We start from the raw sequence: 15,937 nt of genomic DNA on the forward strand, positions 1-15,937 counted from the left end.
GTGGCTTACCGGTCAGCGGAGAGCCATGGCCGCCGTCGGCGAGACGCCCTGGGCCACGGCGGCGTCATGCTGGGCCTCCAGGGTACGCCGGAAGGCCTCGCGTGCCTGGAGGCGCGCCCAGTAGTCGCGCACATTCGGCTTGAAGCGTTCCTCCAGCCCCAGGTGGCTGGCCAGCAGCAGGGCGTAGCCCACCGAGACGTCGGCGGCGGTGAAGCGCTCGGCACAGAGCCAGCGCCGTGTCGCGAGCCGGGGCTCCAGGGTCCGCAGCCGGGACAGGAACCACCGGCTGTAGTCCTCCACCACTTGGGGCAGGCGGCGCTCCGGGGGCTCGAACTGGCCGTAGCGCAGCACCAGGGTCTGCGGGAAGGTCAGGGTCGCCTCGCCGAAGTGCAGGAAGTTGAGGTAGTCGCCATAGGCGGGATCCTGGCAGGTCACGTCCAGGCCGGCCTCGGGATGGCGGGCGGCGAGATACTGGCAGATGGCCGCCGACTCGGTCATGCACACCTCGCCGTCCAGGAAGGCGGGCACGGTGCCCAGCGGATTGATCGCCAGGAAGGCCTCGTCGTGCACCCGCGGCGGGAAGTCGTGCAGGATCAGCTCATAGGGCAACCCCAGTTCCTCGAGCATCCAGAGGGGGCGGAAGGAGCGGGCGCTGACACAGTGATGGAGGCGGATCATGGGGTCTCCTGGCGTGATCGTCCCCCCGTCGGGGCCGGCGACGGGAAAAGACTACTATGCTGCCCTCAGTCTGGGTAGACGCCCGGTGTGCCAGGCGTCTCCCCGGGAAGATGCCCCTGCAGGCCAGAGGAGTCCTTTATGCATATCGCCGTCCTCACCCTCAGGATCGCCCTGCCGGGGTGCCGCTCGCTGAAGGAGAAGCGCCAGCGCATGGGCGGCCTGCACGAGCGATTCGGACGCCATCCGTCGATTGCGGTCTGCGAGAGCGGCGACCTTGACCGCCACGAGGCCAGCGAGTGGACCTTCGTGGTGGTGGGCTCCACCTCGCGGGACGTGGAGTCGCTGTGCAGCGAGATCGAGGACAAGCTGCAGCGCACGGTCGACGGCCGGGTACTGGAGGCCACACGTGAGTTCCTCTGAGCGTGACCGCCGTGAGCCTTAAGGGGCATTGCCAGGCGCTGGGGGAACTGCGATAGCCTAGGCTTGACCAGTTGTGCAACGTCAACAGCCAGACCGGGAGGTCATCGCATGTCGCCAGAATCCTGCCTGGGCATCCTGCTGCCCGACGACGGACCGGATGACTACGAGTGGTATACCCTCGGCGACGAGGTAAGCGGGCTGCCGCGGATCCAGGTGGGCAAGGTGGCGAGCGACGGCCACCATGCGCTGACGGCGTTGCTGGCGCTCGGCGAGGTGGAGCGGCTGGCGCCGGTGGGCCGGACCCTGGTGGAGGAGAGCGGTGCCAAGGCCGTGGTATGGGCCTGCACCAGCGCCAGCTTCATCGGCGGGCTCGATTGGGCCAGGGAACAGAGTGCGGCCCTGGCGTCCCGGCTGGGCGTGCCGGTTACCAGCACGGCGCTGGCCTTCCATGAAGCGCTGGCCGCCCTCGGCCACACCCGGGTGGACCTGCTCAGCCCCTATCCGGACGAGGTGACCCTGCGGCTGGTGAGCTTCCTGCGTGAGGGAGGCGTCAGCGTGGTCAACGACAAGACACTGGACTGCCCCTATGCTGCCGATTCCCACCGCGCCGACATCCTGGCTGAGGTGTGTCGCTTCTGCGCCCGCTACCCCGACGCCTCGCGGCCGCTGCTGGTGCCCGATACGGCGGTCAACTCGCTGTTCCTGCGCGAGGCCCTGAGCCGCGAGGCCGGCCGCGTGGTGCTCACCGCCAACCAGGTGACCCTGTGGGCCGGGCTGAAGCGGCTAGGCGGTGCAAGCCAGTCCGAGAGGTTGCTCGGCCCTCTCGCCGCGAGCTGACGCCCTTCATAGCGCGGGAGCGTCGAAATCAGCCGGTTCGTCGCTATAGACGCAGACGTTGGCATCCTCGATGTCGCCGTTCGGGTCCTCGACCTGGCGGGCAAAGAACTCACGTATCTCACGACGCTGGCAGTGCGCCTCGAAGGCCGCTCGGTTGGCCCAGATCTCGTGGAAGACGATGGGATAGCCGGTACCCTGGGCAAAGGGGTTGTCGATGTGGCGAGTCACGGTGTACTGCAGGCAGGCGTCCTCGCGGTGGGCATTCGGCTCGAGGGCCTGCAGTGCCTCGAAGACGGCAGCCTCCCGGCCGGGCTTGGGCTTGAAGCTGGCGATGCAGTAGATCTTCTGTGACATGGTGACTCCGGGTGGATGATTGGCGCGCAGACGATACCAACAAGCGTCCATCGCCACCATCGCATTCCCGATGCCGTGTCATGAATCCTGGCGGGCTCAGGCCCCTTGATCAGCGGCCTGTCCTTCGGGGCTCGCCGCTCTCCTGCCGTTCCCGGCGGAAAGCGGCCAGTTGGCTCGTGATACCCGAGCGCGCCCCCGGCTCCCTTTCACGACGGCGCATTCACGGCCGGCTGTCGCCTCGGACTGGGCGTTACCGGCGGTAGGGCATGGCCTCCCGCAGCTGCTGACGCTGCTCGTCGGTGAGCAGGTCCTGCATCTGGTGATGCAGGCGCAGCTGATCGGCCATCATCTCGCCCTGCAACTCGGCCATGCGGGTATGCAGCGTCTGCACCTCGTCGGGATCGGGGCGCTCCTGTTGCATCAAGCTGAACATCTCCTCGCGCAACTCCATCATCCGGTTCATGCGTTCGACCCGGGCGGGACGCTGTTCCTGCATCAGTTCGCGTGCGGCGCTGCGCTGCTCCTCATCGAACAGCTGATACAAGCCCCCCTGTCCGAATCCCATCATGCCGGGTCCCATCTGGCCCGGACCCATCATCATGCCGGGGCCCATCTGGCCCTGACCCTGACCATAGCCCGGTCCCATCATCATGCCGGGGCCCATCTGGCCCTGACCCTGACCGTAGCCCGGCCCCATCATGCCGGGGCCCATCTGGCCCTGACCCTGACCATAGCCCGGACCCATCATCATGCCGGGGCCTATCCGGCCCTGACCCTGACCATAGCCCGGCCCCATCATGCCGGGGCCCATCTGGCCCTGACCCTGACCATAGCCCGGTCCCATCATGCCGGGGCCCATCTGGCCCTGGCCCTGACCATAGCCCGGACCCATCATGCCGGGGCCCATCTGGCCCTGACCCTGACCGTAGCCCGGCCCCATCATGCCGGGGCCCATCTGGCCCTGACCCTGACCGTAGCCCGGACCCATCATGCCGGGGCCCATCTGGCCCTGACCCTGACCGTAGCCCGGACCCATCATGCCGGGGCCCATCTGGCCCTGGCCCTGACCGTAGCCCGGTCCCATCATGCCGGGACCCATCTGGCCTTGGCCCTGACCGTAGCCCGGTCCCATCATGCCGGGACCCATCTGGCCCTGGCCTTGGCCATAGCCCTGGCCGTCCTGGTCGTTGTCCATCATCCCCTGGGCGAGGGCGGTGCCGCTGGCGCCTGTCCCCACGGCCATGGCCAGTCCGATGGCGAGCGACTGCTTGCGAAGGTTCATGAGGCATCTCCTGTGGATTCACATTGCTGGCGCGTTATGCCTGATCACCGTGGCGCCGAGTCCGCGGTGGTGACCTGTCCTCCAGCATAGTCCGCCAGGGGCGTTCCCCCTTGACCGGCATCAATCAACCCCGAGGCGTGTGAAACAGCGCGATGCCCCTCACGGCCGCGGACGTGCCTCCAGCCACTCGACCAGCGCATCCAGGGGCATCGGCCGGGCGAACAGGTAGCCCTGGAAGACCTCGCAGCCGTGATGCCTCAGGTAGTCGTGCTGGTCGTGGGTCTCGATCCCCTCGGCTACCACCCTCAGGTCGAGCTCGCGGGCCAGGGTGATGACCCCCTGGCAGATGGCGGCATCCTTGTCGCTTTCGGTCACGTGCTTGACGAAGGTCCGGTCGATCTTGATCTTGTCGATGGGCAGCGTGCGCAGGTAGCCCAGGCTCGAGAAGCCGGTGCCGAAGTCGTCGATGGCGGTGCTGATACCCATGCCGTTCAGGGCATTGAGGATGTCGATGGCGCCCTCGGTATCGCGCATCAGGATGCCCTCCGTGAGCTCCAGCTCCAGATGCGAGGCCGGCAGGCCGGTCTCGTCCAGGACCCCCCTCAGGGTGGCCAGGAAGCTCGGCCGGTGGAACTGCATCGGCGAGAGATTGACGGCCATGCGTCCCGCGAGCAGCCCCTGGTCGACAAGGGTTCGGGCGTCGCGGCAGGCCTGCGCCATCACCCAGCGGCTCAGCGGAATGATCTGGCCAGTCTCCTCGGAGAGCGGGATGAAGTCGGCGGGGGAGATGAACCCCTTGACGGGGTGGCGCCAGCGCACCAGCGCCTCCAGACCGTCGACGCGACCGGCGGCATCGAGCAGCGGCTGATAGTGCAGCACCAGCTGGTCGTGATCGATGGCCTCCTGCAACTCGTTGCGCAGCATCACCCGCAGGGAGAGCTTGCTGTCCAGATCGCCGGTATAGCACTGGAAGGCGTTGCGCCCCTGCTGCTTGGCCTTGTACATGGCCATGTCGGCATGCTGCAGGAGCTTCTCGGGGTCCTGCCGGGGTTCGTCGTTGAGGGCGATACCGATGCTCGCCGAGATATGCAGCTCGTGGCCGTTGACCTTGTGGGGGCGGCTCAGCTGAAGCAGCAGGCGTTCGGCCACCTCCTCGGCCTCGCCGGGATGGTCGAGGTCCGGCAGCAGCAGCACGAACTCGTCGCCGCCGAAGCGGGCCAGGGTGTCGCTGACGCGCAGTCCCGTGGCCAGGCGCCGGGCGACACTGATCAGCAACTGGTCACCCACCTTGTGACCCAGGGTGTCGTTGATCGGCTTGAACTCGTCCAGGTCGATGAACAGCACCGCCAGGATCTGCGCATGGCGCCGGGCCAGGGCGACGTCGTGGACCAGGCGGTCGCCGAACAGGGCGCGATTGGCGAGCCCCGTGAGGGCGTCGTGGGTGGCCTGGTAGGCCAGCTGGTTCTCCTGCTCCTTGCGCTCGGAGATGTCGTTCATGATGGCCACGAAGTGGGTCACCACGCCGTCGTCATCATGAACCGGCGATAGGAAGACCTGATTCCAGAACGGCGAGCCGTCGCGGCGGTGGGCACGCAACGTGATCGAGAGGGTGCGACCCTCGGCCAGCGCGGCGCGGATCTGCGCGACATCCCGGTCGTCGGTGTCCGGTCCTCCCAGGAAGCGTGGCGAGTGGCCCAGTACGTCCCGGGCCAGGTAGCCGGTGATGCGGGTGAAGGCGGGGTTGACGTAGACCGCCGGGTGGCCCGGCTGCCGGGCGTCGGTGATGACCACGGCGTTGCTGCTGGCCTCCAGGCTGCGTTCCAGGATGCGCTGGCGCTCGGCGGCGGCAATGCGCTCGCTGATGTTCTTGGCGATCCCGAAGACGCCGTCGACCTGCCCGTTCACCAGGATCGGCAGGAAGGTCACCTCCAGGTCCTGGGGCGGGGCGTCCTGGCGGTGGTAGCGCATGGTCAGGCTGTGCGGCCGGCCGCTGGCGGCCGTCTGGAAGCCGGCCTCCACGCGCTGCAGGTCGATGGAAGACGTCGAGTCCTCGTGCACGATGTCCCGGAAGGTCAGGCCTCGCCAGTCGCGCTCCCCCATCCCGATGATGGCCTGGGTCATGGGGTTCAGGCTGCGATAGGTCCCGCGGCGGTCCATGGCGAACACCGCATCCGGGTGCTGTGTGAACAGCGACCGGAAGCGCTGTTCGCTGGTGCTCAGGGCGCGGGCCTGCTCGTCGCGGATTGCCACCAGCGAGCGGCCGATGATCAGCTGGTAGGTGAGCAGGAGCCCTACCAGACCTGCCCCGAGGGGCAGGATGCCATGCAGCGAGGCGAACAGCGGGGGTGTGGCGGCCGTGGTCAGGGTCAGCCGGGGACCCTCGGACAGTCGTGCCTGGGCGGTGGCCAGGGCGTACCAGCCATCGTTCGGCGACGGGGGCGGCAGCACGCTGATTGGCTGCCCGGCGCCGGCGATGGTGACCCGGAAGTCGCCGGTGTTGCGACGCATCGTCTCGTGGATCAGCACGTCGAGGTCGAGGACCGCCAGCATCAGCTGGTCGCTGTTGCCGCTGGCGCGCACGGCCAGTGTCACCATCCGAGGCCGTGCGGGGTCGGGGAAGCGCCAGGCCATCTCGCTGCCCTGGCGCTCGACCTCGCGCAGCCAGGCCAGGGTCTCCGGCTCCACCAGCCGGTCCATCAGCCACAGCAGGGCTCCGGGGTGCCGGCCGCGGCGCCACAGCGACTGCTTCTCGCCGTCGAGGAACGCCAGGGCCTGCAGGCTTGCCTCGTCCTTGAAGTAGTTGCGCGCCTCCTCCTCGCGGACCTGCGTCTCGGGCAGGCCGCCGGCCGCCTGCCAGCGCTTGGCCATGCGCTGGATGAGCTCGGCTCGCGAGCGGGTGACCTCCTCGAGGTTCATCGCCAGGTTGCCGGCCAGCTTCTCGGCGCTGGCCAGCTGCTCGTTGTGCTGGGTCCAGCTGCCCAGCAGCCACAGGGCCATGCTCAGGACGACGCCGGTCACGCCGACGGTGACGGCGTGGCGTGGCAGGGCCAGGATGGGACGGCTGCGGTGGTCGGCGATGATCAGCATGCCGGCCCCCAGCACTACGCTGAACAGGGCCCCCAGCATAGTGAAGTCGTGGGCCAGCCAGGCGAGCAGGGGGGGCGTGCCGGGGCCCAGCAGGGCCGCCACCCCCAGCAGGCCGAGCACCAGGGCCAGTCCGCCGGCCGTGCGCCAGACGCGACGCCGCCACTCACTTGCGATCCCTACCGCGCAGCACAGCGCCACCAGGAGGGTCAGCAGTGCCGGGGTCGTGTGCAGCCGTCGCCGGCCGGTCAGCCAGGAGAGGCCGTCGTCCTCGGCTCCCGCCAGGAGGTTGTGCCCCAGGCTGTAGCCGCCGAGGGCCAACATGCCCAGCAACGCCGCGACCCGGCAGCAGCGGTTGCCGCGCACCACGCCGGTCAGTCCGCCCCCGATCATCAGGATGGCGAGCGAGCCGTCCAGACTGATGTCCAGCTGCGGCGGCATGGGGAACCGCGGAAAGAGGTCGAGCAGCAGGCCGCCAAGGCCCATCAGCAGGCTGCCGGCCAGCAGGATCAGCAGGATCGCCTGCAGGGCGAGGTCGCGGTTGTTCAGGTCCATGCGGTCGTCCCTGTCCTGGCGTTATCGTGTCATTCGCTGCCGCTACTGCGTTGCACCAATCGGTCAGGATGGTCATCCTGAGGGGCTGGGTCCGGCTTGGCAAGCATCCTCCCCGCCACGCCTCGGGTGAACCGTCAACCAGGGGCCTACCCTTCGACGCTCACCGGGCGTGCCCGGTCCTGCCGGAGGCCGATGGCCCACATGCCCGTGTTCTCAAGCGAGGTATCGTCATGCTGCTCGAAGGTTCCTGCCACTGCGGCGCGGTGCACTTTCGCGTCGACTCACCCCACCCCTATCCCTATCAGCGCTGTTACTGCTCGATCTGCCGCAAGACCGCCGGCGGTGGCGGCTACGCCATCAACCTGGGGGCCCGCGCCGAGACCCTCGAGGTAGTGGGCGCCGAGCATATGCGGGTCAACCATGCCGTGATCGACGGCGAGGAGAGCCCGGGCGAGCGCCACTTCTGCGGTCGCTGTGCCAGCGCGCTGTGGGTCTTCGACCCCGGCTGGCCCGAGCTGGTGCATCCCTTCGCCTCGGCGATCGACAGCGAGTTGCCGGTCCCGCCCGAGCGGGTCCACCTGCTGCTCGACAGCAAGGCCACCTGGGTCGAGGTCGAGGCTCACGACAACGACAGGTGCTTCGCCGGCTATCCCGAGGAGAGCCTCGCCGAGTGGCACCGGCGCCTGGGCCTGGAACGCTAGTCGCCGGGACTGGCACTACGCTACGGCTGTGCCACAATGGCGCTGCCCGATTGGGTGTGCCGGGGGGAGCACCCGGCAAGCGATGCACGGCGAGGGATGCATGTCTGAGAGGAGGCGAGCGGCAATGGCGGATCAGGCGGCCAGCGGTGACTTGATTCCGGTGGGTATCAGCGCCTGCCTGATGGGCGAGCAGGTGCGCTACAACGGCGGGCACAAGCGTTCCCGCTACTGCCTGGAGGTCCTCCAGGACCGCTTCGCCTTCGAGCCCTTCTGCCCCGAGCTCGAGGCCGGTCTCGGCGTGCCCCGCGATCCCATCCGGCTGGTCGGGCTACAGGGCGAGGAGCCCCGCGTGCAGGGAACCCGGGATCCCGGCCTCGATGTCACCGAGCGGCTGGGTGAGGTCAGCGCGGATTTTGCCGCCAGCCACCGCCACCTGCGCGGGTTCATCCTGATGAAGGGGTCGCCGAGCTGCGGGCTGGAGCGGGTCAAGGTCTACCACCCCAACGGCATGCCCAGCCATGCCGACTCGGGCGCCTTCGTGCGCGCCCTGCGCCGCCACTTCCCGGAGCTGCCGCTGGAAGAAGAGGCGCGCATGAATGACCCGGTGCTGCGCGAGAACTTCATCACCCGGGTCTACGCCTTCGATGACTGGAAGCGTCGAGTGGAGGCCGCCCCCAGCTATCATGCCCTGCTGCAGTTCCACAGCCGCCAGAAGTACCTGCTGATGGCCCATCACGTGGAGGCCTATCGCGAACTGGGGCGTTACCTGGCCGAGTCGAGCAAGCTCCCGCTGGAGGAGGCCATGGCCCACTACCTGCAGCGCTTCATGGCGTCGTTGGGCCGGCCGGCGACCCGCAAGACCCACGCCAATGCGCTGATGCACGTGCTGGGCTACCTCAGGGAGGCGGTGGACGGCGAGACCCGCCAGGACCTGCTGGCGGCCATCGAGGACTATCGCCTGGGGCACGTGCACCTGGTGGTGCCGATCCGCCTGCTCAACCACTACGTGAAGCGCCACGGCTCTGACTATGTCCGCGAGCAGACCTACCTGGACCCGCATCCCTACGAGCTGGGGCTGCGCAATACCATCTGAAGAGGCGAAGGTCTCCCCGGCAAAGAGCACCCAGCTCCATCGCGCCGCAAGCCGGAACGCTGGACCGTGCGCTCCCAGGGGGAAGTCGTTACTTCTGTGGCTGGCTACCGGGTTCGTACAGTTCGACGTGCCCTCAGGGCTGGCGCTCGTCGCGGGTCGAGCGCAGCAGCACCCGATCCAGGGCCCGGGTGCCGAGCAGGCGCCTCAGGGTGCCGAACAGGTGGGTCGGCAGGGTCACATAGTAGCGCGCCCTGGGACGCGAGCTCTCCAGGGCATGCACCAGCTTGTCGACCACCGCCTCGGCGCCGAGGGTGAAGCGCCCGCCGCCGTCGTCGCCGGCGAGCCGCGCCTCGACGGCGCGATAGGTGTCGGCATGGGCGCTGTGGGCGGTGTCGATATGCGCCTTGAAGGCGCGGTAGGCATTCTCGCGAAAGCGGCTGGTGATGGGCCCCGGCTCGATCAGGCTGACGTGGATGCCGCTGCCGGTCAGCTCCAGACGCAGGGTGTCGGTCAGCCCCTCCAGGGCGAACTTGGAGCAGACGTAGGCGCCACGATAGGGCAGGGCGGCCAGGCCCAGCACCGAGCTGTTCTGCACGATGCGCCCGTGTCCCTGGCGGCGCATCGCCGGCAGCACCCGGCAGGTGAGTTCATGCGTGCCGAGCAGATTGGTCTCCAGCTGGGCACGCAGCACCTCGCGGCCGAGATCCTCCACGGCCCCGGGCTGGCCGTAGGCGGCGTTGTTGAACAGCGCATCGAGCCGTCCGCCGGTCGCTTCCAGCACCTGCGCAACGCAGGCGTCGATCGAGGCGCTGTCGTCCAGGTCCAGCGCCACGGCCTCGAGGCCCGCGTCGCGCAGCCTGGCCAGGTCCGTCTCGCGTCGGGCAGTGGCGAAGACCCGCCAGCCGCGTCCGGCCAGGGCATGGGCAGCGGCATGGCCGATACCGCTGGAGCAGCCGGTGACCAGCACGCTGCGGGGGGAGGCATCGGGAGAGGCGGGCATCGGCGGGGCTCCAGGCAGGTGGGCGGTCGGGTTCGAGGACGCTCGGAGGATGCACCCTGCACTCTGTCGCCTGGGGCCCGGCCATGCAAGCCGGCCGCGAAGCCCCTACAATGCGCCCCTGTTCCGAGATTGACACGCCATGCCCGATTCCCCCTACCATGCCGAGCGCTTCGCACGGTTGACCGCGCTGCTGGCCGAGTGGCAGCCGCTGTGGCGGCCCATGCCGTTCCAGCATCGCCGGCCTCCCTGGGCCGAGGCGCATCCCGACCTCGTCGACAGCCTGCGCTCACTCGATGACGCCGAGTGCGTGCGGCTGCAGGCCGACCCCTTCACCGCCTCCCCCCTGGCCGAGCGCCTGCCGGTGGCAGAGCTCGCGGCCCTGGTCGAGCTCCCCGAACTGCCCGGCGAAGGGCCCTGCCTGTCGGCGCAGTGGGCCGAGCACATGGGTGGGCGCAAGTGGCAGCAGGTCGCGGCCTTCGTGCCCCGGATGGCTGCACTGCCAAGGGCCTCGCTGCTGGAATGGTGCGCGGGCAAGGGCCACCTGTCCCGCACCCTGTCCCGCCATCTCGACCGCGAGGTCACCGGCCTGGAGTGGCAGGCCGCGCTCTGCCACGACGGTCAGGCGCTGGCCGAGCGACAGGGGGCCCGGGTGCAGCTGGCACGGCAGGACGTGCTGGCACCCGATGCCGCCCGCTGGCTCACGGCGGACACCCAGGTGGCGGCCCTGCATGCCTGCGGTGACCTGCACGGGCGGCTGATCGAGCTGGCCGCCGAGCAGGGCAGCGCCGTGACCCTGGCGCCCTGCTGCTATCATCGCACCGCCTGGGCGCACTATCGGCCGTTCTCGCGGCGGGGACGCGAGCTGGCCGTCGCCCATGGCTTGTCGCTCTCCCGGGAGGACCTGGCCATGGCGGTGCAGGAGACCGTGACCGCCCCGCGCTACGTGCGCCGCCATCGCGAGCGGGCCAATGCCTGGCGGCTGGGCTTCGATGCCCTGCAGCGCCAGGTACGGGGCCGGGATGCCTACCTGCCGGTGCCGAGCCTCGCCTATGGCCGGATGCCCGAGAGCTTCGCCGGCTTCTGCCGCTGGGCGGCCGAGCGCAAGGGGCTGGCCCTGCCGGCGGGCATCGACTGGCGCGCCTTCGAGCAGGAAGGCCAGCGCCGCCAGGCCGAGGTCACCCGGCTGGAGCTGGTCCGCCACCTCTTCCGGCGCCCGCTGGAGGTGTGGCTGGTGCTGGACCGCCAGCGCCGCCTCGAGGAGGCGGGCTTCAGGGTCGAGCTCGGCACCTTCTGCGATCGGCGTCTCACGCCGCGCAACCTGCTGCTGCGGGCCTCGCGGAGCTAGAGAGGGAGCTTCTACACTTCAGCTGTTTCCCTTGTTCGGAGGAACCCGCCCGGGAGGTGCGAAATGAGCGATGCCAAGACCTATCACGGCGCCTGCTTCTGCGGTGCCGTCCAGCTGAGGGTGTCCGGCGAGCCGGAGGCCATGGGCTACTGCCACTGCGAGGACTGCCGCCACTGGTCGGCGGGCCCGGTGAACGCCTTCACGCTGTGGAAGCCGGCGGCGGTGGACGTGGTGCAGGGGGCCGACACGCTGGGCAGCTACCACAGGACGCCGGCCAGCCTGCGCCAGTGGTGCCGAAGCTGCGGCGGGCATGTGCTGACCGAGCATCCCGGTATGGGGCTGGTCGATGTCTATGCGGCGATCCTCCCCGACCTGACCTTCGAACCGGCCCTGCATGTCCACTATCAGGAGTCGGTGCTGCGCATTGCCGATGGCCTGCCCAAGATGCGCGACGTGCCTGCCGAGATGGGCGGCACGGGGGAGACCCTCGACGAGTGAGGTGATCGGAGGGCGTCACTCCTCCTCCCGCCTGGCCAGCCAGGTCCGGAAGTAGTCGTGGATGCGCCCCAGGGTGCGGGCATACCACGCTTCGTCCTTGGCCAGGGCGCGTTCGGCATTCAGCGGATGGGTGGGAATGTGCAGGCGCATGTCCACGCCGCTGTCGGGGTGGGTAGTGACAAGGACCGCCGCCGAGCGACGGGCCGGGCCATAGGGAATGTGGCGCGCCAGGTCGGCGAGGCGCTCGGTGGTGGTGGCGAAGCGCAGGAAGTCGCGGGCCGCCTCGGGATGCGGGGCGCCGCGGGGGATCGCCCAGGTCTCGTGCTCCTGGACCTGGCCGTCCCAGAGGATCTCGATGGGTGCCCCGCGGTTGACCATGGCATCGAAGAAGCGGCCGTTGTAGCCCGAGGCCATCACCACCTCGCCCTCGGCCAGCAGCCGCGGCGGGGCGTCGCCGGCCTCCCACCAGCGGATCTCCTCCAACTCGTCGAGGCGCGCCAGCGCCAGGTCCAGGCCGCGCCGGGTGCTCAGCAGGCCGTAGAGCTCCTCGTGAGGCACGCGATAGGAGAGCAGCGCCCATTCCAGATTGACCGCCGGGGTGCGCTGCAGCGCCCGGGGCCCGGGGAAGCGCTGCTGGTCGAACAGGTCCGCGATGCTGTCGGGGCGCTTGCCGGGGAAGGCATCGGGGCGGTAGGCGACCACGGTGGCGAAGATGCTGTGGGTGATGGCGCAGCGCCCGAAGGCATCCGGGAGGAAGTCCTCCTCCGGCGGCGTGCCGTCCGGGGCCGGCGCCAGCAGCGCGGGCGAGAGCGGCTCGAGCATCCCCTCTGCACAGGCGGCCATGGCCTCGCTGCGGGTCATGTCGATCAGGTCCCAGGGCACCTCCCCCTCGGCCATGGCGCGGCGGAGGCCTTCGAGCCCCCCGTCGTACTGGCCCACCTCGATGCGCGTGCCCGTGGCGGCGGTGTAGGGGGCGAAGAGGGCGGCCTGCTGGGCGCGCTCGTAGGCCCCGCCCCAGCTCAGCACGGTGAGGGTGTCGTCGTCCGCCTGTCCGGGTACGGCGGCGAACAGCGCCAGCCCCAGTAGCGTCAACTTCGGTGCGCTCGCCAACCACCCGCTGCGCTCACCCCGTGCCATGTTCCTCCCGTCTCAGTTCGTCGCTGTGGGCCAGGTAGGCGCGGGCGATGCTCGATTCAAAGACCACCCCCCGGAAGGCGTCATCCGCGGCGGGGTCGACCACCGGCAGGGCCTCGCCGGTGACGTCCTGCAGCTCGGCCATGGCGTCCCACAGCGAGGTGTCCGGCTGCAGTACCGGTCGCGCCAGGGTTGCCACCTCGCCGACCCGCGCCGGCCCCGTCACCGCCTCCCGCGCGGCCTCCAGGTCGGCCAGGCCCACGCAGCCCAGGTAGCGTCCCCGGCCATCGACCAGGTAGCCCTCGCCATGGCGGGCTCTGCAGAGGGCGGTCACCGCCTCGGCCACCGGGGTCCGCGGGTGAAGGGTCACGCAGTCGTCGGTCAGGTACTCGGTCACCGGGGTGGTGCGCAGCACGGCTCGCCCGCGCCCGGCGGAGAGGTCCAGGCCGCGGCGCTCGAGCTGGATGTCGAACAGCGAGCGGCCGAAGAGCTGGGCGGCGATGGGGCTGGCCAGGGTCACGCTGGCCAGGGCGGCGGTGGTCAGTGCATAGCTGCCGGTCAGCTCGAAGACGATCAGCAGGCTGGTCAGGGGCGCGCCGATCACCGGCGAGGTCACCGCCACCATGCCGCAGACGGCATAGAAGACGAAGGTCTCCTGAGGCGCACCGCTGACTTGGCCGACCAGGCTCCCGCAGAGGGCGCCGAAGAGGGTGCCGATGACCAGCGCCGGGCTGAACACCCCGCCGCTGAAGCCCATGCCCAGGCAGAGCCCCGTGGCGGCGATCTTCAGCACCAGCACCAGCAGCAGTTCGGCGCTGCCGAAGGCGCCGGCAATGGTGGCGAAGCGCAGGGTCTCCTGGCCCATGCCGAGGATGTCAGGGACCCAGAGGGCGGTGATCCCCAGCAGGGCGCCGGCCAGGGCGGGGCGCAGCGGCGGGGCGAGCGGCAGGGTGCCGGCCAGGCGCGTGACACCGAGGATGGCGTGCATGTAGGCCCCTGCGACCAGGGCCCCCAGGCCGCCGATGGCGAGGAAGGCCACGAACACCCAGGGGCGAGGCACGGCGGTGTCGGCGACGTGGAAGAGGGCGCCGCGCTCGAGCACGCTGGTGGCAATCACGTAGCCGACGAGCGCCGCCGCTGCCACCGGGGCGAAGGCGCGCAGCGCGTAGTGGCGCAGCACCACCTCGTGGGCGAAGACGATACCCGCCAGGGGGGCATTGAAGGCGGTGGCGATGGCCGCGGCCACCCCGCATGCGATGGTGATGTTGTCGTCGGAGCGCCCCAGGCGCAGCAGCCGGGCGCCAAGCGAGCCCAGGGTGGCGCCCAGGTGCACCAGGGGGCCGTACTGCCCCACCGAGGCCCCTGTGCCAAGCGAGACCAGCGCGCTCAGCGCCGAGACTCCCCCGGCCCGGGCCGGCAGCCGGCCGCGACGGGTCTGTACCGCGGCGATCACATCGGCGGGCGCATGGGGGCGCCGTTCGGGGATCGCGCGATGCAACTGCCCGACCACCAGGCCACCCAGCGCGGGCACCGCGATCGTGGCGGCCAGCAGCAGGCCGGGGTGGTCGAACATCATGCGGCTGCGCGGCGAGATCAGCAGCAGCTCATTGAGCACCAGCACCGCGCTGACGAAGGCCACGGCGGCGAGGGCGGCGACGGCGCCGACGAGGGCCCCCAGGAGCACCAGGCCCAGGAAGCGGACGACGGCCAGCGGACCGCGACCGGAAGCGGGGCGTGCCGGAAGGGTGTCCATCTTCAAGGTGTAGGCGGCCACCCGGCGCAGGGCAAGTGCCGTCCCGCCCGCCGGGCGTCGCCGATGCGCCCTCTCGGGCGCGGCGGGGTCAGGCGGCCTGGGCGTCGGCCGTGGCGAAGCGGCGATGCAGCCAGGCGTTGATGTCGTCTGACTCGTAGAGCCACTCGTCCGGGCCGTCGTCGTGGGCGATCTTCAGGCAGGGCACCTTGACCCGCCCGCCGCCCTCGGCAAGCGCGCGGCGGTGGTCGGGGTCGAGCTGGGCATCGCGCAGCTCGATCTGCAGGCCCAGCCGGGCGATCTCCTTGCGCACCTTGATGCAGAACGGGCAGGTCCGGAACTGGTAGAGCGCCAGGTTACGGCACGCCTCGTCGACCCGGGCCTGTGCCTCGGGACTGCGCTCGACGGCCTGGGGGGTGGAGAGCTTCTCGGAGACCAGCATGACCGGCGCCAGCACCAGGCGCAGGCCGCGGAAGAAGGTACGAATCAGGATTCTCATCGGCGGTGATCAACCTCGCGGACGATGGATGGGTCAGGGGCGCCCATGATGCCTGTCGTGGCCTCGGGTTGCGAGAACATCGACGGGCCGCGATCCTCGCGGTCGCGGCCCGTCTCCCCTCCGGGGGGCTGTTCAGTGGTGGCGGCTGATCTGGCCGTGGGGGCTGGCGGTCATCAGGCGGTCGAACTCGCTGCCGCTCATGTGCACCAGGGTCTCGTGGTCACCGGCCTCGAAGTAGATGTCGGGCTGGTGGCGCAGCAGGTCATCGATGTAGACCTGAAGGCCGTAGGCCTGACCCACCGGGGTGGTGGCGCCGGGGTCGCAGTCCTTGAAGCAGTCGCTGATCTCGTCCTCCGAGGCGAGCTCGACCTTCTCGTGGAAGAGCGCCGAGAGCCGCTCGAGGTCGGCGTCGCAGGTGCTGGGGACCACGGCCAGGCGATAACCCGCGTCGCCGTGCAGCATGACCGCCTTGGCCAGCTGGTTGCCGGCGATATGGGCCTGCTGGGCGATGCGGCTGGTCGTCACCTCGCGCGGGTGGGGGACCTCCTCGAAGTCGATGTCACAGGCTCGGAGGTACTCCCGTATCGTCATGGGCATGCTCATGACACTTCCTCCTTCGGCCACGGGGGCCGTGAACGACAGTGGTTGCCTCCCTTGCGTTGGTGGTGCGCTCCATGCCTTCAGCATAGCCGTTCCCGCCCGGCGGC

At 69.9% G+C, this 15,937-nt stretch carries 15 protein-coding genes; 6 read left to right on the forward strand and 9 right to left on the reverse strand.

All coding sequences use genetic code 11. The features are described from left to right. Window positions 1–12: 12 nt before the first annotated feature. Window positions 13–678 (reverse strand): glutathione S-transferase family protein, encoded by a 666-nt coding sequence (locus QLQ86_RS04480; RefSeq protein WP_282816022.1) that lies wholly within the window; start codon window positions 676–678, stop codon window positions 13–15. Window positions 679–816: 138 nt separating this feature from the next. On the opposite strand from QLQ86_RS04480, the gene QLQ86_RS04485 reads away from it, so the two are divergent. Beyond that, window positions 817–1,098: a DUF503 domain-containing protein gene (locus QLQ86_RS04485; protein WP_282816023.1), complete on the forward strand. Its 282-nt coding sequence runs from the start codon at window positions 817–819 to the stop codon at window positions 1,096–1,098. 108 nt (window positions 1,099–1,206) lie between these two features. Then, a complete protein-coding gene (locus QLQ86_RS04490; protein ID WP_282816024.1) occupies window positions 1,207–1,935 on the forward strand; it encodes an aspartate racemase/maleate isomerase family protein in 729 nt (242 codons plus the stop codon). A gap of 6 nt (window positions 1,936–1,941) precedes the next feature. Here the strand turns inward: QLQ86_RS04490 and QLQ86_RS04495 are convergent, their stop codons facing one another. The 3 genes from QLQ86_RS04495 to QLQ86_RS04505 form a co-directional block, all read right to left on the reverse strand. Next, window positions 1,942–2,289, reverse strand: a complete 348-nt coding sequence (locus tag QLQ86_RS04495) for a putative quinol monooxygenase (RefSeq protein ID WP_282736258.1) — start codon at window positions 2,287–2,289, stop codon at window positions 1,942–1,944. Window positions 2,290–2,539: 250 nt separating this feature from the next. Continuing rightward, on the reverse strand, window positions 2,540–3,571 hold the full coding sequence (locus tag QLQ86_RS04500; protein ID WP_282816025.1) for a Spy/CpxP family protein refolding chaperone: 1,032 nt from the start codon (window positions 3,569–3,571) through the stop codon (window positions 2,540–2,542). Between the two features lie 159 nt (window positions 3,572–3,730). Continuing rightward, the gene (locus QLQ86_RS04505) at window positions 3,731–7,210 is read right to left on the reverse strand and encodes a putative bifunctional diguanylate cyclase/phosphodiesterase (RefSeq protein WP_282816026.1); all 3,480 of its coding nucleotides are present in this window, start codon (window positions 7,208–7,210) and stop codon (window positions 3,731–3,733) included. Window positions 7,211–7,440: 230 nt separating this feature from the next. Between QLQ86_RS04505 and QLQ86_RS04510 the strand changes: the two genes are divergently transcribed. Then, window positions 7,441–7,911: a GFA family protein gene (locus QLQ86_RS04510; RefSeq protein WP_282816027.1), complete on the forward strand. Its 471-nt coding sequence runs from the start codon at window positions 7,441–7,443 to the stop codon at window positions 7,909–7,911. Between the two features lie 124 nt (window positions 7,912–8,035). Beyond that, the gene (locus QLQ86_RS04515; RefSeq protein WP_282816028.1) at window positions 8,036–9,004 is read left to right on the forward strand and encodes a YbgA family protein; all 969 of its coding nucleotides are present in this window, start codon (window positions 8,036–8,038) and stop codon (window positions 9,002–9,004) included. 133 nt (window positions 9,005–9,137) lie between these two features. Here the strand turns inward: QLQ86_RS04515 and QLQ86_RS04520 are convergent, their stop codons facing one another. Continuing rightward, on the reverse strand, window positions 9,138–10,004 hold the full coding sequence (locus QLQ86_RS04520) for an SDR family oxidoreductase (protein WP_282816029.1): 867 nt from the start codon (window positions 10,002–10,004) through the stop codon (window positions 9,138–9,140). 139 nt (window positions 10,005–10,143) lie between these two features. Here QLQ86_RS04520 and QLQ86_RS04525 point away from each other — a divergent pair, with 139 nt between their 5' ends. Further along, a complete protein-coding gene (locus tag QLQ86_RS04525; protein ID WP_282816030.1) occupies window positions 10,144–11,349 on the forward strand; it encodes a methyltransferase in 1,206 nt (401 codons plus the stop codon). A gap of 63 nt (window positions 11,350–11,412) precedes the next feature. Continuing rightward, window positions 11,413–11,847, forward strand: a complete 435-nt coding sequence (locus QLQ86_RS04530; protein WP_282816031.1) for a GFA family protein — start codon at window positions 11,413–11,415, stop codon at window positions 11,845–11,847. A 15-nt stretch (window positions 11,848–11,862) separates the two neighbouring features. Here the strand turns inward: QLQ86_RS04530 and QLQ86_RS04535 are convergent, their stop codons facing one another. The 4 genes from QLQ86_RS04535 to QLQ86_RS04550 all read right to left on the reverse strand — a co-directional run bounded on the left by QLQ86_RS04535 (window position 11,863) and on the right by QLQ86_RS04550 (window position 15,833). Continuing rightward, window positions 11,863–12,984 carry an extracellular solute-binding protein gene (locus QLQ86_RS04535; protein ID WP_282816032.1) on the reverse strand — a complete coding sequence of 374 codons (1,122 nt, stop codon included), beginning with the start codon at window positions 12,982–12,984 and terminating at the stop codon, window positions 11,863–11,865. Beyond that, entirely contained in the window at window positions 12,971–14,734 is a 1,764-nt protein-coding gene (locus QLQ86_RS04540) for a chloride channel protein (RefSeq protein WP_282816127.1), read from the reverse strand. Before QLQ86_RS04540 ends, QLQ86_RS04535 begins: the two co-directional genes overlap by 14 nt. An 88-nt stretch (window positions 14,735–14,822) precedes the next feature. Then, a complete protein-coding gene (locus QLQ86_RS04545; protein ID WP_282816033.1) occupies window positions 14,823–15,230 on the reverse strand; it encodes a glutaredoxin family protein in 408 nt (135 codons plus the stop codon). A gap of 132 nt (window positions 15,231–15,362) precedes the next feature. Continuing rightward, a complete protein-coding gene (locus QLQ86_RS04550; protein ID WP_282816034.1) occupies window positions 15,363–15,833 on the reverse strand; it encodes an aminoacyl-tRNA deacylase in 471 nt (156 codons plus the stop codon). Window positions 15,834–15,937 lie beyond the last annotated feature (104 nt).

Origin of the sequence: Halomonas rhizosphaerae (genome assembly GCF_030012485.1) — a bacterium.
GTDB lineage: Bacteria > Pseudomonadota > Gammaproteobacteria > Pseudomonadales > Halomonadaceae > Halomonas > Halomonas rhizosphaerae.